Origin of the sequence: Catenuloplanes niger, from assembly GCF_031458255.1 — a bacterium.
In the GTDB taxonomy this organism is placed as follows: domain Bacteria; phylum Actinomycetota; class Actinomycetes; order Mycobacteriales; family Micromonosporaceae; genus Catenuloplanes; species Catenuloplanes niger.
Window position 1 is genome coordinate 50,169 of sequence record NZ_JAVDYC010000001.1, and the last position, 18,730, is coordinate 68,898.

The 18,730-nt window shown below is 72.7% G+C and carries 16 protein-coding genes; 5 read left to right on the forward strand and 11 right to left on the reverse strand.

Annotated elements, in window-relative coordinates; all coding sequences use genetic code 11:
* The first annotated feature begins 90 nt into the window (after positions 1–90).
* Positions 91–831: a hypothetical protein gene (locus J2S44_RS00220; protein ID WP_310407628.1), complete on the forward strand. Its 741-nt coding sequence runs from the start codon at positions 91–93 to the stop codon at positions 829–831.
* 51 nt (positions 832–882) lie between these two features.
* Here the strand turns inward: J2S44_RS00220 and J2S44_RS00225 are convergent, their stop codons facing one another.
* The 7 genes from J2S44_RS00225 to J2S44_RS00255 form a co-directional block, all read right to left on the reverse strand.
* Positions 883–1,770, reverse strand: coding sequence for a sugar phosphate isomerase/epimerase family protein (locus J2S44_RS00225; protein ID WP_310407630.1), 888 nt, complete (start codon positions 1,768–1,770; stop codon positions 883–885).
* A 122-nt stretch (positions 1,771–1,892) separates the two neighbouring features.
* The gene (locus tag J2S44_RS00230; protein ID WP_307247936.1) at positions 1,893–2,300 is read right to left on the reverse strand and encodes a roadblock/LC7 domain-containing protein; all 408 of its coding nucleotides are present in this window, start codon (positions 2,298–2,300) and stop codon (positions 1,893–1,895) included.
* A 62-nt stretch (positions 2,301–2,362) separates the two neighbouring features.
* Positions 2,363–5,401: a hypothetical protein gene (locus tag J2S44_RS00235; RefSeq protein WP_310407633.1), complete on the reverse strand. Its 3,039-nt coding sequence runs from the start codon at positions 5,399–5,401 to the stop codon at positions 2,363–2,365.
* A 172-nt stretch (positions 5,402–5,573) separates the two neighbouring features.
* Positions 5,574–6,008, reverse strand: a complete 435-nt coding sequence (locus J2S44_RS00240) for a hypothetical protein (RefSeq protein WP_310407635.1) — start codon at positions 6,006–6,008, stop codon at positions 5,574–5,576.
* A gap of 113 nt (positions 6,009–6,121) precedes the next feature.
* Positions 6,122–6,496 (reverse strand): hypothetical protein, encoded by a 375-nt coding sequence (locus J2S44_RS00245; RefSeq protein ID WP_310407638.1) that lies wholly within the window; start codon positions 6,494–6,496, stop codon positions 6,122–6,124.
* A 379-nt stretch (positions 6,497–6,875) separates the two neighbouring features.
* Positions 6,876–7,703 (reverse strand): amidohydrolase family protein, encoded by an 828-nt coding sequence (locus tag J2S44_RS00250; RefSeq protein WP_310407640.1) that lies wholly within the window; start codon positions 7,701–7,703, stop codon positions 6,876–6,878.
* Between the two features lie 85 nt (positions 7,704–7,788).
* Positions 7,789–8,346: a TetR/AcrR family transcriptional regulator gene (locus tag J2S44_RS00255; RefSeq protein WP_310407643.1), complete on the reverse strand. Its 558-nt coding sequence runs from the start codon at positions 8,344–8,346 to the stop codon at positions 7,789–7,791.
* A gap of 162 nt (positions 8,347–8,508) precedes the next feature.
* Here J2S44_RS00255 and J2S44_RS00260 point away from each other — a divergent pair, with 162 nt between their 5' ends.
* Complete coding sequence (locus tag J2S44_RS00260) at positions 8,509–9,936, forward strand: MFS transporter (RefSeq protein ID WP_310407644.1); 1,428 nt, start codon at positions 8,509–8,511, stop codon at positions 9,934–9,936.
* A 97-nt stretch (positions 9,937–10,033) separates the two neighbouring features.
* Here the strand turns inward: J2S44_RS00260 and J2S44_RS00265 are convergent, their stop codons facing one another.
* The gene (locus J2S44_RS00265) at positions 10,034–10,744 is read right to left on the reverse strand and encodes a hypothetical protein (RefSeq protein ID WP_310407646.1); all 711 of its coding nucleotides are present in this window, start codon (positions 10,742–10,744) and stop codon (positions 10,034–10,036) included.
* Positions 10,745–11,001: 257 nt separating this feature from the next.
* Between J2S44_RS00265 and J2S44_RS00270 the strand changes: the two genes are divergently transcribed.
* Entirely contained in the window at positions 11,002–11,994 is a 993-nt protein-coding gene (locus J2S44_RS00270) for a proline racemase family protein (RefSeq protein WP_310407648.1), read from the forward strand.
* The gene (locus J2S44_RS00275) at positions 11,991–12,242 is read left to right on the forward strand and encodes a hypothetical protein (RefSeq protein WP_310407650.1); all 252 of its coding nucleotides are present in this window, start codon (positions 11,991–11,993) and stop codon (positions 12,240–12,242) included. The genes J2S44_RS00270 and J2S44_RS00275 overlap by 4 nt, the downstream gene beginning before the upstream one ends.
* 164 nt (positions 12,243–12,406) lie before the next feature.
* Here the strand turns inward: J2S44_RS00275 and J2S44_RS00280 are convergent, their stop codons facing one another.
* Together J2S44_RS00280 and chvE are read right to left on the reverse strand one after the other, a co-directional pair.
* Positions 12,407–13,975 (reverse strand): methyl-accepting chemotaxis protein, encoded by a 1,569-nt coding sequence (locus J2S44_RS00280; RefSeq protein WP_310407652.1) that lies wholly within the window; start codon positions 13,973–13,975, stop codon positions 12,407–12,409.
* A gap of 1 nt (position 13,976) precedes the next feature.
* Positions 13,977–15,047 (reverse strand): multiple monosaccharide ABC transporter substrate-binding protein, encoded by a 1,071-nt coding sequence (gene chvE / locus J2S44_RS00285; protein ID WP_310407654.1) that lies wholly within the window; start codon positions 15,045–15,047, stop codon positions 13,977–13,979.
* 131 nt (positions 15,048–15,178) lie between these two features.
* Here chvE and J2S44_RS00290 point away from each other — a divergent pair, with 131 nt between their 5' ends.
* Positions 15,179–17,782 carry a BNR repeat-containing protein gene (locus J2S44_RS00290; RefSeq protein ID WP_310407657.1) on the forward strand — a complete coding sequence of 868 codons (2,604 nt, stop codon included), beginning with the start codon at positions 15,179–15,181 and terminating at the stop codon, positions 17,780–17,782.
* Here the strand turns inward: J2S44_RS00290 and J2S44_RS00295 are convergent.
* The gene (locus J2S44_RS00295) at positions 17,772–18,713 is read right to left on the reverse strand and encodes a LysR family transcriptional regulator (RefSeq protein WP_310407659.1); all 942 of its coding nucleotides are present in this window, start codon (positions 18,711–18,713) and stop codon (positions 17,772–17,774) included. The two genes, J2S44_RS00290 and J2S44_RS00295, sit on opposite strands and share 11 nt — an antisense overlap.
* Positions 18,714–18,730 lie beyond the last annotated feature (17 nt).

Sequence of the window (18,730 nt, forward strand, 5' to 3'; positions counted from 1 at the left end):
GTGTGCGCCACGTTGCGTTGTTTGGGCAGGTCAGGAGCCCCGGAAACCGACACAATCGCCCCCGCGGGTGACGGGAGCTACGCTCGGCGGGTGCGGCTCCGGTGGTTCTCGGCGATCCTGCTGAGCGCGATCGTGCTCGCCGGGTGTGCCGGGCCGCGCGTGCCCGGCCCGACCGTGGCCCAGGTGATCTCGGAGTTCCACCGCACGGCCGAGCTGCTGCGCGACGGGTCGTACCGCGCGTCGTTCGACGTGGCACTGCCGGAGCGGACCGTGCGCTGGACCGGCACGATGCGCACGCTCGGCGGCGTCGACGCGATCTGGTCGATGGACGGCACCGCCAGCGACCAGGGCCGGATCATCGACGCGCTCAGCGTGGTCGACGCGGGCGGCGTCCGCTACCTCGACTCGATGACCAAGACCTTCCGCGGGTACGAGTGGGTGGCGCTGGACGGCGACGACCGCAACACCTACTACTGGCGGGGCGGTGCGGCCGTACCGGTGCCGGAGATCGATCCGTTCGTCTGGCTGGACGTGACCGGCGCGCGAGTGGCGGTCGTGGCGCGGACCATGGACGGCGGTGTCCGGCTCCGGCTGGCCGGCTGGACGCCCGGACCGGAGCTGACCGCCGCGCTGCGCCGGGCCGAACTGGTCACCGACTCACCGCACACCGCGTTCGACCTGACGCTGACCGCGGCCGGGATGCCCGCGCGGCTCGACGTGCGCACACCCGGCCTGACGGCCACCCTGATGGTGACCGGCACCCGGATCCGTGAGCGGATCAAGGTCCCGGCCGACGGCCAGTACATCTCCCTGCCCGCCGTCCACCCGTGACCGGAGGCGTCCCGCCCGGTGCGGACGCCCCCGGCCCCTCCGAGACGGGCACTAGCAGGTGAGCAGGTACTCGCGGGTGCGGGCGGCGACGTCGGCCGGGGCCTCGGTGCCGGGCGGCGGCTCGTGCGCCACCACCACGAACACGTCCCGGCCGCGCCGGCGCAACGCGTCCATCACCGGGGGCAGGTCCGGCAGGCCGTGCGGCGGTTCGCAGGCCGCGCCGAGCATGACCGCCTGGCCGAAGGCGAGCGACTCCCGCTGCGCGCGGATCGCCAGCCGTGGATCGATCTGCTTGACGTGCACACAGCCGACCCGGTCCGGCACCTCCGCGATCAGCCCGGCCGGGTCGCCGCCGGCGTAGGCGTGATGGCCGGTGTCCAGGCACAGCGACACGTACGCCGGATCCGTCTCGGCCAGGAACCGGCCGATCTGTCCGCCGGTCTCCACGTAGGTGTCCGCGTGCGGCTGGAAGCACAGCGTCAGCCCGTACTCCCCCAGCACGTGCTTGCCCAGCTCGTTCGCGGCGCGGACCAGCACCCGCCAGCCGTCGTCGTCGAGCTTGTCCGGTTCGGCCCACGCACCGGTGAACTCGTCCCGGTAGCCGGGGACCGGCACCAGCACGAGGTGGTGCGCACCGGTCGCGGCGGCCAGCTCGGCCGCGCGCCGGGTGCGGGCCAGGAGATCACCGAACTCGTCCGGCCGGTGCAGACCGCCGCAGCCGTGCACGGTACCGGCGCAGACCCGCAGACCGCGGCGGGCCAGCTCGTCGTTGAGACACCCGGGGTCGGTCGGCAGATAGCCGTACGGACCCAGCTCCAGCCAGCCGTAGCCGGCGTCGGCCAGCTCGTCCAGGAAGCGGCGCCACGGCGGACGCGGCTCCGGCCCCGCCCACCGCACTCCCCACGAACCGGGACAGTTCCCCAGAATCAGGTTGACCACTAAGCACCTCCCGACGGTTCCGTGCCGCATCGCACAGAGCCATCTCGATGCAATCGGGCCAGACACGCTACGTCAAGAGTTCGTTACGTTATGCGCACAAGCGCATGAAAACCCGGGTCGCCTCAGAGCAGGTTCTGCTGCATCGCCTGCGCGCTGAGCTGCGTGGACAACCGGGCGGCGACCGCACGCGCCTCGATGTGCAGCCGGGCCACGTTCAGCCCGTCGTCGCCGAGCACCGCCAGCAGCGCGAGGTCGCCGATCGCGTAGACCGCGAAGTAACCACCCTGGCTGCGGACCGTGCACTCGCTGAAGTTGCCCTGGTTCAGCGCGGCGCCGCAGGTGCGCCCGATGCCGTACGCGGCGGCGGCGAGCGCGGCCAGGTCGTGCGGTTCCGCCTGGGTCAGCAGGTCGTGCAGCACCAGCAGCCCGTCCACGCCGGAGATGATGCTGCCCTTCACGCCGGTGACCTGCGTGCGCAGCGAGGCGAGCTCGGACCGGGCGGCGTGGTACGGGTCGTGCGGTGCGGTCATGGTCGTCACGGTTTCTCTCCGGGCGGCGGGTGGGTGTCGTGTCGGACGGGGGATGACGCGCGCTACAGGTCGCGCAGCGCGGACATGATGCGACCCAGGGTCGGCGAGTCGTTCGTGAACGGCTGGTTCAGCAGGCTGAACAGCGACGGCGCCGCGCCCTCCAGGGCCACGGCCGGCAGCTCCGGACCCGGATCGGGCTCCGGCACCGGCCCGTCCCGGGCGGTGCGTCGCGGCAGCAGCTCCACCGCGTCATCCACGCCGACCGGGTCGGCAAAATCGAGCGTATCCCCGGGCAGCGGGCCCGTGGGGGCGGACGTGGGCATCGTCTCCCCAGGCCAGGGCGCATCCGACCGAAGATCCGCGATCTGCGGGTACGGCGGCGGACAACTGACCGGGAAGTCCACGCCCGGCGGCACATGACCGGGCCAGGCCGCGTCCGGCTCCCGGTAGCCCGCCACGTAACCGGTCTCCGGCGCGGTCGCGTCCGGCTCCCGGTGACCACCCGGGTGACCGGCCTCCGGCACCGCGTGCGCGGCCACGCCCGGGTTCTGGTAACCGGCCTCCGGCACGGCCCCGGCGGCCGCGTCCGACTCCCGGTGACCACCCGGGTGACCGGCCTCCGGCACCGCGTGCGCGGCCACGGCCGGGTCCTGGTAGCCGGCCTCCAGCACGGCCCGCGCGGCCGCGTCCGACTCCTGGTGACCACCGGCGTAATCGGCCTCCAGCAGGGCGCGCGCGGCCGCGTCCTCGACCGCGTGGGCGGCGGCCTCCCGGGTGGCCCGGGCGGCGGCGTCCTCGGCGGCCTGCGCCTCGAGGAACGCGCCGGGGCGGCGCCGCTGACCGTAGGGGGTCAGCTCCTGCCCCGGCGACTCCGGCTCCGGCCGCGGAAGCGGCTCCGGCTCGCGTGGCTGCGGCTCCGGCCGCGGAAGCGGCTCCGGCTCGCGTGGCTGCGGCTCCGGGAGCGGCTCGAGGCCGGGCGGCGCAGGCTGCGCCATCGGCTCGACACCGGCCGGCGAGGGCTCCGTGAACGGCTCGACGTCGGCCGGCGCGGGCTCCGGCAGCGGCTCGAACCCAGGTGGTGCAGGCTGCGCCGTCGGCTCGACACCAGCCGAAGCCGACTCCGACAAAGGCTCGAAACCAGGCGGCGCAGGCTGCACCACCGACTCGACACCAGCCGAAGCCGACTCCGACAAAGGCTCGAAACCAGGCGGCGCAGGCTGCACCACCGACTCGACACCAACGGAAGCCGACTCCGACAACGACTCGGGACCGGGCGGCTGAGGCTGCGCGAACGGCTCGACACCAGCCGGCTCCGATTCCGGGAGCGGCTCCAGGCCAGATGGCACCGGCAGCGGCTCAAAGCCGGGCGGCGCAGGCGGCGCCATCGGCTCGGCACCAGCCGGCCCCGGCCCCGGCCCCGGCAGCGACTCGACACCGGCGTGCGCCGTCTCCGGCGGCGGATCAGAGCCAGGTGACGCCGGCTGCGCCAGCGGCTCGAAGCCGGGTGGCGCGGGTGGGAACGCGTCCCGGTCGAGCGGCTCCGCCGTGAAGTCCTCCGGGTCGACGGGGTCCGCCGCCTCCGCGGCGGGCGACCACGAGACATCGGCGGGCGGCGGCACCTGGAAGTCGGGGAAGACGTGCGCGGGCGGCGGTGCCCATTCGGCACCGGCGTCCGCCGTCGGGACCACCGTCGCGATGCCGATGGCCGGCCCGTGCCCGCCCCTCCCGGCTTCCGGATCGGCCGGTCTGCCGGGCTCGAAGGCCAGGTCGATCGCCGGGCCGTCCGGCATCGTCTCCATAACCGGCGGGACCGTCACGGGCCGGTCCGGCGCGGCCTCCGCCGGACCGGGCTCAAGGATGATCGCCGACTGCTCGGGCTCCCACTCCGGGAACACTCCGGCCGGCTCCGCGTCCGAGGGCGCCCCGGCCGGCTCCGCCTCGAACGCGATTGCCTCCGGCTCCGCCACCAACGCGGTGGCTTCCGGGTCCGCCATGAGCATGGCGGCTTCCGGGTCCGCCTCGGACATCGCCGCTTCCGGCAGCAGCTCGAACGATGCCGACCCGGCGAGAAGCCCCGCTTCCGGGAGCACCTCGAACGACGCCGGCCCGGTGGTGGGAAGCCCCGCTTCCGGCAGCACCTCGAATGACTCCGGCTCGGCAGGAGCCTCGGTCTCCGGCACGGAGAACGACTCCGCCCCGGCGGGAATCCCGACCTCCAGCGCCACGAACGACTCCGGCCCAGCCACAACCTCGGCCTTCGGCGGGGAGAACGACTCCGGCCTGGCGGGAATCCCGACCTCCGGTACCACAAACGACTCCGGTTCAGCCGAAACGTCGGCCTCGCCCTCAGGCGCGGAAAACGAGCCCGGCCAGGCGGGAATCCCGGTCTCCGGCAGCACCTCGAACGACTCCGGTGCCGTCTCGAGCGGCTCTGTTTCCGGCCGCGCCGGGAACGGCTCCGGCGCCGGGGCGAACGACTCGGCTTCCGGCGACGCCGTGACCGGCACCGGGCCGGGCTCGGGCGCGAAGATCTCCGCGTCGGGCAGTACCACGATCGGCGTGGCCGCCGACGGAACCGGCGCGGGCTCGCCGTCCGGCGGGACCGGAGCCGGCGGCGCGGCCGGGAGCAGCGGCGGGGACGCCGGGGCGAGCGGGGGCACGGGGAGGCCGGGCGTGGCACCGATGGCGTAGGGGCCGTCGCGGTAGATCGCGGCGGCGCGACGGAACTCGCGGCGGGCCATCGCCAGGTTCGCGGCGGAGCGCTGCAGCGTGAGGTGCACGACCTCGGCGCCGCGGCCGGGCCGCTCGATCAGGCGCAGCACGTGGAAGTACTCGCCGCTGGTCAGCAGCAGGTCGTCGACGTCGCCGCCGGCGGTCAGCCGGAGCAGTTCGCGGGCCGCCTGCACCATGACGACCGCGACCGTGGCCGTACCGTCGACCGGTTCGTCCGGCCCGCCGGGCGTGGACGACCAGGCCGGCACGCTCGCGCCCTCCGCGACCAGCGCCACCCGCCGCGCCCCGGGGATCCGCAGGGCCTCGGCGAGCGCACGTATCGGGTGGTCGCCCGTTCCGCCCGCGTCCGCCGGGTCCATCATCGCCATCGCCGTCCCGCGTCCGTGAAACACATTGTCATCGCCGTGACCGGCACGTCGTTCCCCCGCGTGCGCCCCGCCGGCGCACAGTCGAACGCCGGGGCCCGCGTACCGTCGCGAACCCCGGGGTGTGTGAAAGGAATTCCCGCTCCGGCCGGCCCGTGGGCCGGCCGGGACCGGGTCAGACGGCGGCGAAGCCGGTTTCGACCTGCTTCATCACCATGCGGGCCTGCGCGAAGAGCATGCCGATGTTCACCTGCCGGCGGCAGACGATGACCGCGACCAGGTCCTGGTTCGACCCGCTGCGCATGAACAGGTGGACGAGGTTGTCGCTGTTGACCACGATCTCCTGGAAGTAGTGACGGTCGTCGCCCGGCGTGCCGCGCCGCTGCTTCCAGATGTCCTCGATCATCGTGACGTTGCGGCCCTGGAACAGGTCGAACGTCGCGGCCGCGAGGAGGTCGAGGACCTCCGTCGGGTGGTCGTCGAGCGTGTCCGCCACCAGGAGCATGCCGGTCGACATGTCGACCCAGCCCGAGGCGATGCATTCGGGCACCTGGTTCCGGAAGTCCCGGACCGTGTCGGTGAGGACCTGGGACAGGCTTCGTTCTGCCACTGCGTTCCTTTTCTCCGCACCGCGGTGTGCCACCGCGGTGTCATCCCCCGCGGTCTGCCGCTGGGTCGCCGTGGACCCGGGCCGACCGGGCCGGACCGTGCTTGCGGTACGGCTCAGACCTCGAGTTCGGCCTCGATGCGCTTGAGCTGGTGGCGGGCCATGCCGAGGTTGGCCCGGCTCTTGCTGAGCGCCAGGTACATGAACAGCGCCTCGCCCTGGCGGCGCGGCTGGAGCAGCCGGATCAGGTGGTACTGGGTGTCCAGCGTGATCAGGATGTCCTCGATGCCGTCCGGCAGGCCGAGCATCTCCAGCGTGCGCAGCTTGGCGCGGACCACGTCGGTGTTGCCGGCGGCCGCGATCGTCACGTCCATGCCCGGTCCGCCGCCCAGCACGCCGAGCGTGAGCCCACTGGTGTAGTCGACGAGCGCGACCGCGATGGCTCCGTCGATCGACATCGCATCCTTCAGCGCGGTATCGATGTTAGCCACTTTTCCTCCGGTAGTTGCGACGGTCCGAATCGCCGTACGGCGAATACGGATGGTGGTTGGATCATGAGCGACCAGTGAAGCTTTGCATGAATCCAGTCTGAATCGAAAACGCGATTGGAGTTATGCCTGACCAGGTAAGGCGAAGATCGCCCGAATGGCCCGGAGCGGAGCGGAACGGGTGGTTGCGCTTCGGACCCCGAGTTGGTAGCGACTACGAAGAGTGGCCTCCGTCGACACTCATAGTCAGCACCTAGCTCAACGTTGATTTAACACCACGAACCGGCTGACTGAGCGGTTGATCAGACAGATCGGAAAGCGCGCGGACCCGCGGAAACGGGTGTCCGGCGCCAAATGCGACAGGCGCCGAGGAACGGGACGGTCAGCGCGAAAGGCCGTAGACGGTGAGCGCATTCCCGGACAGCACCGCGTCCCGTTCCGCGGGCGCCAGGAGATTGCGGACCGTGCCGTACCAGAGTCGGTAGTCGGCGGCGAGCGTCACCACCGGCCAGTCGCTGCCGAACAGGCAGCGCGCCGGCCCGAACAGCTCCAGCGCCGCGTCGAGGTAGGGGTACAGCTGGTCCGGCGTCCAGGTGTCGTGACTCGCCTCGGTGACCAGCCCGGAGAGCTTGCACCGGACGTTCGGGAGCGCGGCCAGGTCGGCGAGCGCGGCGCGCCAGGCGTCGCGGCCCTCACCGGTGGCGACCGGGGGCTTGCCGAGGTGGTCGAGCACGATCGTGGTGCCGGGGCAGTCGCGGGCCAGCGCGACCAGGTCGGGCAGTTGGTGGTGCCGGACGCACGCGTCGAACGTCAGGCCGGCGGCGCCGAGCGCACGGACGCCGTACCGGAAATGGCCCGTCACGGCGAAGCCGGGCTTCTCGTCCTGGATGTTGCGGCGCACGCCGACGACGAACGGGTCGGCCGCGTACTCCTCGATCAGGCCGGTCGCGGCCGGGCCGGTCTCCAGCGGCGCGTAGGCGACCATGCCGCGGATGCGCGGGTAGACGTCCGCGGCCGCGCGCACCCACTCCACCTCGGCCCGCGCCTGGTGCGGCGCGCAGTCCGCCTGCACCATCACGAGGTCGGGCAGGTCACCGAGCTCGGCGGCGAGATCCACCGGACGGTACGGACGGTCCAGCGGCGTCCCGGTCAACCACGCGTAGTGCAGCGTCTCCGGGTTCCAGAAGTGCACGTGCGCATCGACCGTCATCTCCGCATTCTGCAACCGGATCGGCCGCGCGGGAACCCCGCGCGCCGATCGTGACGGCCGCGACCCGCACCGACGACGCGGCCGTTCAGGTGCGGCGCACGCCGTCGAGCGCCATCGCCAGGACGCGCTCGCGCTGGGCGTCGTCGACGTAGGCGCCGGCCGTGATGCCGCTGACCATACGCAGCACGTCGTCGAAGGTCGCGTCCGCGCGCGCCACGCCGGCCGCCTGGGCGCGCTCGAGGAGTGGGCGGCCGGCCGCGTACATGTCCGCACGGCAGCCGACGAACATCGCGGACTCCGCGGTCAGCGCCTCCTTGATCGCGCGCTTGGTCGCGGCGAAGTTCACGAACCGGCGCAGGAAGGCCTCCAGCGCGTCCCACGGCGGCAGGTCCGCGACCTCGTCCGCGACCTCGCACAGCCGCTCGACCTCGCCGACGTAGACGGCCTCGAACAGGTCCTGACGCGCCGGGAAGTTGCGGTAGAGCGTGCCGATGCCGACCCCGGCCCGGCGGGCGATCTCCTCCAGCGACGCCTCGGTCCCCTTCTCCGCGAAGACCTCGCGCGCCGCGGCCAGCAGCGCGTCGTAGTTGCGCCGGGCGTCCGCCCGCTGCGGCCGCCGGAGCACGGCTGTCCGCTCCGTCACGTCACCCCTCTCGACCGGCCGGTTGAAACCGGAGGCTCACCTCCACTAAGGTGGAGGAGTGCCTCCACTTTAACAGGCGGCCCCGCACCACCCGCCGGCCCCGAGCGCCCCCGCAGGACGACGAACCGGCGCCGGCTCACCACTCAGCCTTCGAAGGGCCTCATGGCAAGCACCAGCACCACCCGCGTGTTCGCGGTCCTCGCGTCCGCCGCGGGCACCGTCTCCCTCATGCAGTCCCTGATCACCCCGGTGCTGCCCACCATCCAGCGCGACCTGCACACCGACGCCGCGACCGCCACCTGGGTCTTCACGTCCTGGCTGCTGGCGGCCGCGGTCGCCACGCCGTTGCTCGGCCGGGTCGGTGACATGATCGGCAAGCGCCGCGTGCTGGTCGCCGCACTGGTCGCGCTCGCGGCCGGCTGCCTGGTCGCGGCGCTCGCGCCGACCATCGCGGTGCTCATCGCCGGCCGGGTGCTGCAGGGCCTCGGCGGCGCGGTCTTCCCGCTGGCGTTCGGCATCATCCGGGACGAGTTCCCGCCGTCGCGCGTCGCGTCCGCGGTCGGCGGCATGTCCGTGGTCATCGCGGCCGGCGGTGGCGTCGGCATCGTGCTCGCCGGGCCGGTGGTCGCCGCGCTCGACTGGCGCTGGCTGTTCTGGCTGCCGCTGGTGGCCGCGCTCGTGGTGGCGGCGTTCGCCGTGCGGGTGGTGCCGGAGTCGCCGGTCCGCACCCCGGGAAGGATCAACTGGCCGGCCGCCGCGCTGATGTCGTCCTGGCTGGTCGCGCTGCTGCTGCCGCTGTCCAAGGCCTCGGCTTGGGGGTGGGGTTCGACGACGGTGATCGGGCTGCTGACCGCGGCCGTGGTGCTGTTCACCACGTGGATCGTGGTCGAGTTCCGGTCGTCCAACCCGCTGATCGACATGCGCATGATGCGGCGCCCGGCCGTGTGGACGACGAACCTGGTCGGGCTGCTCTTCGGCGCCGGCATGTTCGGCGCCTACGCGTTCCTGCCGCAGCTGATCCAGACACCGGTCGCGGCGGGGTACGGCTTCGGCGCCAGCCTGACCACCACCGGCCTGCTGATGTTGCCGATGCTGGTCGCGATGGCCGCGGCCGGTTCGCTGAGCGGCCCGCTCGCCACCCGGATGCCGGGCAAGGCTCAGCTGGTGATCGGCGCGGCACTGGTCGCGCTGGCGTGCGCCTCGATCGCGACGTTCCACGACGCGCCCTGGCAGGTCGCCACGGCCGGCGCGGTCTTCGGCCTGGGCCTGGGCGTCTCGTTCGCCGCGATGATCAACCTGATCGTGCACGCGGTGCCGGCGTCCCAGACCGGCGTCGCGAGCGGCATGAACACCAACATCCGCACGATCGGCGCGTCCATCGGCACGGCCGTGGTCGCCTCGATCGTGACCAGCCACATGCAGCCGAACGGGCTGCCGTACGAGTCCGGCTACACCACCGCGTTCTGGGTGATGACCGGGCTCGCGACCACCGCCGTCGCGCTGTCCCTGCTGGTCCCGGTGGTGCGACCGCAGCACACCGCCGCGGACCTGCCGGCCGGGGCGCCGGAGGCCGCGCTCGCCGAGGTCTGACCGCCCGGCCGACGATCAGGGCGTCCGCGCGCACCGCCGCGGCGGCGTGCGGGACGCCCTGATCGTTGTCGGCCACACCGGGTGCGGCGGGTACGGATCAGAGGCGCCGGGCCAGCGACATGTACTTGACCTTGTCGCGGTCCATCTCGAAGATCAGCTGCCAGTCGCGGCCGGCCGGCATCTTGTAGTGACCGTCGCCGCCCTTGGCCAGCCCGAGGTTCTCGTAGGCCGCCTCCAGGTCGGCCCGCGACGACCCGCGCTTGATGCCCTCGGCCGTGACCGCGTCCTTCGGAGCGGCGATGTTGTCGAGGTATCCGCCGCGGAACGACGCGCCACCGGCCTCCAGGTACGCGTGCATGCGCTCCAGCGTCCGCTTCGTCGAGTCCGCGTAGAGCTGGGCGACGTTGCCGGAGTCCTTGGCCGCCGACGGGTCGTCCGCCTTCGAGACCTTGTCCTCCAGCTCCTCGTCCGAGGCCATCCGGCTCGGGTCCGGCTGCGGGCCGCCGACGAACGAGTACACGTTCCGCCCCAGCACGGTGGAGATCGGCGCGGCCTGGAGGTCGCCGGTGAGCAGCGCCTCCTCCTCCTTCATGCCGACGGTTATCCGGCCGAAGCCGTCCGGGCCGAACGGCAGCGGATCGCCGTCGAACACCGGTGCCGCGACCGGCGCACCGGACGCACCCGAGGCGGCCGTCGCGGGCTCGCCGACCGGCGTGCAGCCGGCGGCCAGCAGTCCGGCCGCCGCGAAGCTGAGCGCGCCGGCCGTTGCGCGGCGCCGCCAGCTGACAAGGGTGTCCCCGTTGAACATGCTGCGCAGCGTAAGGTCGCGCCGCAATTCGTCCACACCGGACTGGACGGGCAAAACCGCAGGTCAGAGCGGGTTGAACCGTCCTGGTACCGTCCCGCCCTTCACGAACTCGTCACCCGATCGTGATCTTGCATCGGAGCTACTCTCAGGTATTACGCCTATCGCGCGCGGCACGTGGCCAGCACCGCACGCAGCGTGACGACACGTACCGTGGGACGGCTTTGAAATCGATCTTCCGGGCGTGATCGGATGAGGCGATGATCGGTGAGCGGGTGCTGACGGAGGATTACCACACGGGCGGTGAGCCGTTCCGGATCGTGGCGGATCCACCGGTACGGATCGACGGCGACACCGTGGCGGAGCGGCGCGTGTTCGCGATCGGCGACCCGGCCGTGGACCGGCTGCGGCGGATGCTGTGCCACGAACCACGCGGGCACGCGGACATGTACGGCGGCCTTCTCGTGCCGCCGGACGACCCGGGCGCGCGACTGGGCGTGCTCTTCTTCCACAAGGACGGGTTCTCCACCGCGTGTGGTCACGGGACGATCGCGCTGGGTGCCTGGGCGGTGCGGACCGGGCGGGTCGAGGCACCGGCGGACGGCGTGACGGACGTGGTGATCGACGTGCCGTCCGGGCGGGTCACCGCGCGCGTGCACACGTCGGCCGGCCAGGTGCGGGCCGTCGACTTCGTGAGCGTGCCGTCGTTCGTGGTGGCGCCGTCGGTGACGGTGCCGACGTCGCGCGGGCCGGTGCCGGTCGCGGTCAGCTACGGCGGCGCGCTGTACGCGCAGTTACCGGCGTCGTCGGTGGGTCTCGCGGTGCGGCCGGCGGACCTGACCACGCTGATCGGGATCGGACGGGAGATCAAGGCGGCGCTGGCGGATCACCCGGCCGCACGGCACCCGTCGGACGCGCGGCTGAGCGGGATCTACGGCGTGATCTTCCACGAGGAGGTGGCGGGGCCGCGGCATCAGCGGAACGTGACGATCTTCGCGGACGGTGAGGTCGACCGGTCGCCGTGCGGCTCCGGGACCGCGGCGCGGGTGGCGACGCTGGCCGCGTCCGGGCAGCTCGAACCGGGTGCGGACCTGCTGCACGAGTCGATCGTCGGGTCACGGTTCACCGCACGGTACGCCACGGACGGTGACGCGGTACTCCCGGTGATCACCGGCATGGCCTACCCGACCGGTACGCACGAGTTCGTGATCGACCCGGACGACCCGATGACGCCCGGGTTCGTGCTGCGATGATCCCGTACTTCCCGGCCTCCGAGGTGTTCCGGCTGCTCAGCCCCGGTGACGCGGTGACCGCCGTGATCACGGCGATCGCCGAGGGCACGCTCTCCCCGGACCGCCTGGTGCCGATGCGCGACGTGATCCTGGGCCGGACCCCGATCCCCGGCGACCGCCCGGTCCTCTTCACGGGCTCCGGCATGTCCTGGCAGGACCTGGTGATCGCGGAGGCGCTGCTGGCCCGACGGTCCCTACCGGGTCCGTAGGCACCGAACGGACCCCGCGGAGGCGCACGCCGCCCGGGCGGGTGGATCGGCCGTCGGAGACGGCCCGGTGTCGCCGGACCCGGCCACCGCGGGACCGGTGCCCGCGGGAGCACTGGGGACCCGGCCACGCCGGAAGCGGGAAAACAGGTTGAGAAAGGGCTTTTTCAGTAGCGGAAGTGGGAGACCAGGTTCTCCAGGCGGTGCGCCATCGTGCCGAGGTCGGTGACCGCGCTCTGCGACTCGCCGACGCCGGACGTGGTGACCTCGGTCGCGGTGGCCAGGCCGGAGATGTTGGCGGCGATGCCGGCCGCGCCCTCGGCCGCCGCGGCGATGCTGCGGTTCATCTCCGTGGTGGTCGCGGTCTGTTCCTCGACCGCGCCGGCGATCGTGGTCTGGAACGAGCTGATCTGCGCGATCACGTGGCTGATCTCCTCGATCGCGGCGACCGCGCCGGACGTGTCGTTCTGGATCGCCTCGACCTGACGGGCGATGTCCTCGGTGGCGCGGGCGGTCTCCTGGGCCAGTTCCTTGACCTCGCCGGCGACCACGGCGAAGCCCTTGCCGGACTCGCCGGCGCGGGCGGCCTCGATGGTGGCGTTCAGCGCCAGCAGGTTCGTCTGGCTGGCGATCGCGGTGATCACCTTGATCACGTTGGCGATCTGCTCGGAGGACTCGCCGAGCTTGCCGACCTGCGCGGTGGTGGTCTCCGCGACCTGCACGGCCTGGCCGGCGAAGCGGGCGGCCTCGGTCGCGTTGTGCGCGATCTCGCGGATCGCGGTGCCCATCTCCTGGGTGCCGTTCGCGACCGCGTCGACGTTGCTGGACACCCGGGCCGCGGCCTCGGCGACGCCGTGCGCCTGGTCGGAGGCGTCCGACGCGGACTGCGACATGGTGGTCGACGTGGTGGAGATCCGGTCGGCGGACGAGGCGACCGAGTGCGCGGCCTCGGTGACGGCCGCGACCACGGTCCGGATGTCCTCCTGCGCCTCCTCGAGCGCCTTGGCCATCTGGCCGACCTCGTCGCGGGAGCGCACGTTCGCGGCCACGGTCAGGTCGCCGGCGGCCATCGCGGCGAGCGCGGCGCGGACCCGGGACAGCGGCGGGACCACGGACTGCACGACCAGGTAGGCGAACGCGGCCAGCACCACGGCCGCGACGACCACGGTCACCCACATGATCACGAGCGCACGGTTGCTGGCGGCGGCGCGGGCCGCGTCCTCCCGTTCGATGGTCTCGGCGAACAGGGCCCGCTCGTTGTCCAGCACGGCGCTGGTCAGGTAGTTGTCGACGTCGTTCTGCTCCCAGGACAGCCGGGCCTGCGCCTGCTCCGCGACCGCGCTGGCCACGAACCGCGTGATCACCTGGGTGTAGTCGGCGTAGACCGCCTCGATCCGGTCGACCGCGGACTCCAGGCCGGTCGGCAGCACCACGGCGTCGAGCTGGGCCAGCAGGTCCTCGGCCTCGGCGACGGCCGCGGCGAGCAGGTCGGTCTGCTCGGCCGGGGTGGCGCGGACGACGGACTGCAGACCGTTGACCTTCATCTCGCTGGCCAGCTGGTCGAGGCGCAGCACCAGCGCGCTGGCCTCGTTGACGTTCGCCAGCCGGTCGCTGGCCTCGTCCGCCTGATGGTCGCTGATGATCGTCACGGTCATACAGGTGGCGAGCGCGACCAGCGACGCGGCGACGAGCATCGCCAGCTTGGTCCGTACGGACAGGTCCAGGAATCTGCGCACCTCAGGCTCCGATCTCGGCGGCGGTGTAGTAGCCGCCCTCGACCAGGACCCGCTGGTAGTTGTCCCTGGTCACGGTCACCGGCTGGAGCAGGAACGTCGGCACGTCCTTGACGCCGTTGTTGTACTGCTCGGTGTCGTTGACCATCGGCTCGCCGCCGGTGACCAGCGCGTTGACCATCTGCACCGCGACCTTGGCGAGCTCCCGCGTGTCCTTGTAGACGGTCTGGCCCTGCTGGCCGGCCGCGATCAGCTTGACCGACTCCAGCTCCGCGTCCTGGCCGGTCAGCACGGGCAGCGCGGTCGCGGCGTACCCGCCCTCGAGCAGCGCCTCGATGATGCCGCGGGTGATCCCGTCGTACGGGGACAGCACCGCGTCGACCCGCTCGTTCGCGTACGTGCCGTCGAGCAGCCGGGCCATCCGCTCCTTCGCGACCTTCCCGTCCCAGCGCTGGGTGGCCACCGCCGCGAAGCTCGTCTCACCGCTGGCGACCTCGAGGATCCCGTCGTTGATGTACGGCTGCAGCACGCTCATCGCGCCGTTGAAGAAGAACGTGGCGTTGTTGTCGTCCGACGACCCCGCGAACAGCTCCAGGGTGTACGGCCCGCCACCGCGCGAGAGCCCGAGCGCCTGCACGATGTAGCCGGCCTGCTGCACGCCGACCTTGAAGTTGTCGAACGTGGCGTAGTAGTCGATGTCGTCCGTACCGCGGATCAGCCGGTCGTAGGAGATCACCGGGATTTCCGCGCCCGCGGCCGCGGCGAGCACGTCCTTGAGCTTGGTCCCGTCGATCGCGCCGACCACCAGCGCCTCCGCGCCGTCGTCGATCATCTGCTGGATCTGCGTCACCTGCAGCGCCGTGTCGTCGTCCGCGTACTGCAGCGTCGTGTCGTAGCCGAGCAGTGCGAACTGCGCCACCATGTTCTCGCCGTCGGCGATCCAGCGCTGCGACTGCTTGGTCGGCATCGCGATGCCGACCAGCCCGCGGTCCGGCGCCGCGACCTCGGCCGCGTCGCCACCGCACCCGGCCAGTCCCAGCACGAGCACCAGGCCCGCCGCCCATCTCCGGATCATGAGACCTAGAAGACCATTTCGGGGGTACGCGAGGCGGGGAAACCGGAAAATCTCTCGCCCCACCGTCCGCCGTGCCTTCCGTACACTGCTGATGGATCGACGATCGGAAGACCATTACACGGGGGTGTGCGATGCGGTGGCCGACGCGTGCCGGCGCGGCGGTGCTGACCGTCGCGCTGCTGGCCACGGCGGGCGCCCAGGCGCCGGCGGCCGGTGCGAGCGAGTGGACGGACCGGCCGTTCGCCGACGCGTTCGACCGGGGCGCGGGCAGCGACCTCGGCTCGGGGTGGAGCGAGCTGCGCGGCGACTGGGCGATCAGCGGCGGCGCGGTCGTGGCGACCGGCGCCACGGAGCGCGTGCTGGCGCATGCCGAGCCGCTCGGCGCCACGTTCGCGGTCTCGGCCGCGGTGACGCTCACGCGCCAGACCCCGGACGCCGGCGACCGCGGCTGGGCCGGGCTCGCCACGAACGTCACGCCGGTGGCCGACGGGAAGCAGTCCTACTACGCGCTCCGGGTCGGCAAACGCCCGGGCGAGCCGGCCCACTGGCAGCTGGTGCGCATCCACGAGTCCGGGCAGGCGACCGAGGAGTCGGTGCTCGGGCGCGGCGAGGTGACCGCGGACTTCGGCACCCGGGTCCCGCTCGGGCTGACCTCCGCGCGCAACAGCACGACGCTGGAGGTGTCGGTCGCCGGGGCGCGCACGACCGTGCCGCTGCGGCAGCACGACCGGCTGGCCGGCGGCTTCGCGGGCCTGTACTCGCAGAACGGCACCACGCCGATCGACGACTTCACGTCGACGACCACGACCGAGCCGGCGCCGTGGCGGTTCGCGGACGACTTCGCCGGCACCGCGACACTCGACGCGCGCGGCTGGACGGCGGCGCGGGGCACCTGGACCGTCACCGCGGGCCGGGCGACGGCGATCCCGGAGACCACGCCACCGCACACCCGGGACCTGGTGATCTACCCGCGCACGGTCACGCTGAGCGGCGTGTTCACCGTCGGCGCCACCGTTACCCTGCCCGCGGCGGACGCGAAGCGGCGCTTCTGGTCCGGGATCGCGTTCAACCTCACGCACTCCGGCACCGACGCCGACCACTACGTGCTGCGGGCCGGGCGGCAGAGCACCGACACCGCGGCCCGCTATCAGCTGCTCCGGCTGACCGACGGCGCGGTCAACGGCACGCCGCTGCTCGACCGCGCGTTCGAGGCCGCGCCGGGCAGCACGCTGCGGCTGACCGTCACCGCCCGGCACCTCGGCGCCGCCGTCGAGATCGGGATCGCCGGGCGGAATCCGGACGGCACGGCCGTCCCACCGGTCGCCGACTTCGCGTCGTTCCCGGCCGCGGCCACGCTCTACGGCGGCAAGGCCGGTCTCTACTCGTTCGAGGGCGCGACCGGTCTGGACGACTTCGTGGTGGAGACGACCGGGCGGAGCGCCGGGGTGCCACCACCGCTGAACTGCCTCGCCCCGAAGGGGACCTATCCGCTGCCGCCCGCCGGCACCGTCCAGGGTGAGCCGGTGACGGTCGACCGGACCTGGGCCGGGCACTCGGTCGAGCAGTCGATCATCACCAGCGGCGACCGGCAGTACGTGGCCTACTACGACGCGAACCGGCGGATGACCGTGGCCGCGCGGACGCTCGGCTCCAGCACCTGGACGTACCAGCCGCTGGAATCCACGCTGGAATGGGACAGTCACAACTACGTGACCATGGCGCTGGACCCGGCCGGGCAGCTGCACGTCTCCGGCAACATGCACGCGGATCCGCTGGAGTACTTCCGGACCACCACCGCGGGCGATGTCCGGACGCTCGTGAAGGTGGACGAGATGGTCGACACCGGCCGGGAACGGGAGGTCACCTATCCCCGGTTCCGGACCACGGCGGACGGGACGCTGCTGTTCAGCTACCGGGACGGCCGCAGCGGCGAGGGCGTGACCCATTACAACCGGTACGACCCGGCCACGCGTACCTGGACGCCGCTGCTGAGCACCGCGCTCACGGACGGGCAGGGGCTGCGCAGCGCGTACGAGGAGGGCCCGGTGCGCGGGCCGGACGGGTACTGGTACCTCACCCTGGTCTGGCGGGACACCATCGACGCGGCCACCTCCAGCCGGCCGTCGTTCATGCGCAGCGCCGACCTGGTCACCTGGGAGGACATCGCGGATCAGCCGATCGCGCTGCCCGCCACGTACGCGTCGGCGGACGTGATCGACCCGGTGCCGATCTTCGGCGGCGTGCTGAACGGCAACGTCAAGACCGGCTGGGACGCGGCCGGCCAGGTCCTGATCACCTACTCGAAGTACGACGCGAACCTGGTCAACCAGCTCTACGCGGCCCGCCCGGACGGCGCCGGCGGCTGGACCAGCACCAAGCTGACCGACTGGACCGGGCACTGGAGCGTCGCCGGCACCGGGTCGCTGGCCGACATGCCGCTGCGGCTGCTGAGCGGCGCCACCGACCTCGGCGACGGCACGCTGCGCATCGACTACGCGTGCCGTACCGCCCGCCGGTCGCTGATCGTCGACTCGGCCGATCTCCACGTGGTCGCGGACGTGGCGACGCCCCGGCTACCGGCCGCGATCACCGGCGCGAGCGACGGCCGGATGGCCAACCTCGCCGTCAGCGGCGGTTACGTGCTGCGCTGGGAGAGCCTCGGCGCGAACAACGACCGGCCGCGCCCGGAGTGGCCCGAGCCGCAGCCGCTGCAGGTCTGGCAGATCACGCCGTAGCACCGGGTGGGCTGAGGTGGCGCTCGAGCGCGGGGGCGGCCGTGGGGCGGGTGCCGCGGGTGATGTCGAGGAAGGCGTGCAGCGCGGGCGACCGGTTGTGCGTGTCGAAGGAGAGGACCAGGTCGGGCAGCGGGGTGCGGGGGGTTATCTCGCAGAACCAGGTGCCGGGTCGTGGCGCCGCGAGCATGCGGGACGGGCCCAGGCCCACGCCGAGTCCGCACGCGGCCAGGCCGATGATGGTGTGGATGTCCCTGGCGACGGTGGCGGTGGTCAGGGGCGGGGAGTTCGTGCCCAGCAGGTTGCGCAGGGCGGTGGCGATGGCGGGCTCGTCGTCCTCGGGAGCCACGATCAGGGACTGGTGTCGCAGCCGGTCCACGTCCATCGAGGGTTGGCCCGCGTAGGGATGGGTGTTGCTCACGACGGCGACCAGGTGGTCGTGGGCGATCGGGACCGACAGCAAACGCTCGGCGCCGATACCCGTCGGGTGGCCGAGGCCGACCGCCACGTCCAGTTCGCCGGCGACGAGCGCTGCCGTGCTGCGCCGGGTGGCCATCTCGTGCAGTTCCAGTCGCACGTCGGGGCGTTCGCGGCCGAACCGGTGAAGGATGTCGGGCAGCGGTGCGAGCAGCGCTGAGGCGATGAAGCCCAGGCGCAGCCGTCCGGTCTCGCCGCGCGCGGCCCGGGCGGCGTCGGTCGAGGCGGCGGTGATCTCGTCGAGCGCGCGGCGCGCCCGGGACAGGAAGGCGGCGCCCGCGGCGGTCGGGAACACGCCTCGGCGGGTGCGGTCGAACAAGCGGGCGCCCACCTCGCGTTCGAGGTCGGCGATCTGCTTGGACAGCGGAGGCTGGGCGATGCCCAGCGCGGCGGCCGCCCGGCCGAAGTGGGCGTGCTCGGCGAGCGCGAGCGCGTATCGCAGGTGCCGCGCTTCCATGTGGGCCTCCCGGCGAT

Excerpts from the sequence above, each read along its gene's own strand:
- J2S44_RS00230 (WP_307247936.1), bottom strand. The coding sequence starts at position 2,300 with ATGACCGCACCGCACGACCCGTACCACGCCGCCCGGTCCGAGCTCGCC.
- J2S44_RS00235 (WP_310407633.1), bottom strand. The coding sequence starts at position 5,401 with ATGGCGATGATGGACCCGGCGGACGCGGGCGGAACGGGCGACCACCCG.
- J2S44_RS00250 (WP_310407640.1), bottom strand. The coding sequence starts at position 7,703 with ATGACGGTCGATGCGCACGTGCACTTCTGGAACCCGGAGACGCTGCAC.
- J2S44_RS00260 (WP_310407644.1), top strand. The coding sequence starts at position 8,509 with ATGGCAAGCACCAGCACCACCCGCGTGTTCGCGGTCCTCGCGTCCGCC.
- J2S44_RS00265 (WP_310407646.1), bottom strand. The coding sequence starts at position 10,744 with ATGTTCAACGGGGACACCCTTGTCAGCTGGCGGCGCCGCGCAACGGCC.
- J2S44_RS00270 (WP_310407648.1), top strand. The coding sequence starts at position 11,002 with ATGATCGGTGAGCGGGTGCTGACGGAGGATTACCACACGGGCGGTGAG.
- J2S44_RS00275 (WP_310407650.1), top strand. The coding sequence starts at position 11,991 with ATGATCCCGTACTTCCCGGCCTCCGAGGTGTTCCGGCTGCTCAGCCCC.
- chvE (WP_310407654.1), bottom strand. The coding sequence starts at position 15,047 with ATGATCCGGAGATGGGCGGCGGGCCTGGTGCTCGTGCTGGGACTGGCC.
- J2S44_RS00290 (WP_310407657.1), top strand. The coding sequence starts at position 15,179 with ATGCGGTGGCCGACGCGTGCCGGCGCGGCGGTGCTGACCGTCGCGCTG.
- J2S44_RS00295 (WP_310407659.1), bottom strand. The coding sequence starts at position 18,713 with ATGGAAGCGCGGCACCTGCGATACGCGCTCGCGCTCGCCGAGCACGCC.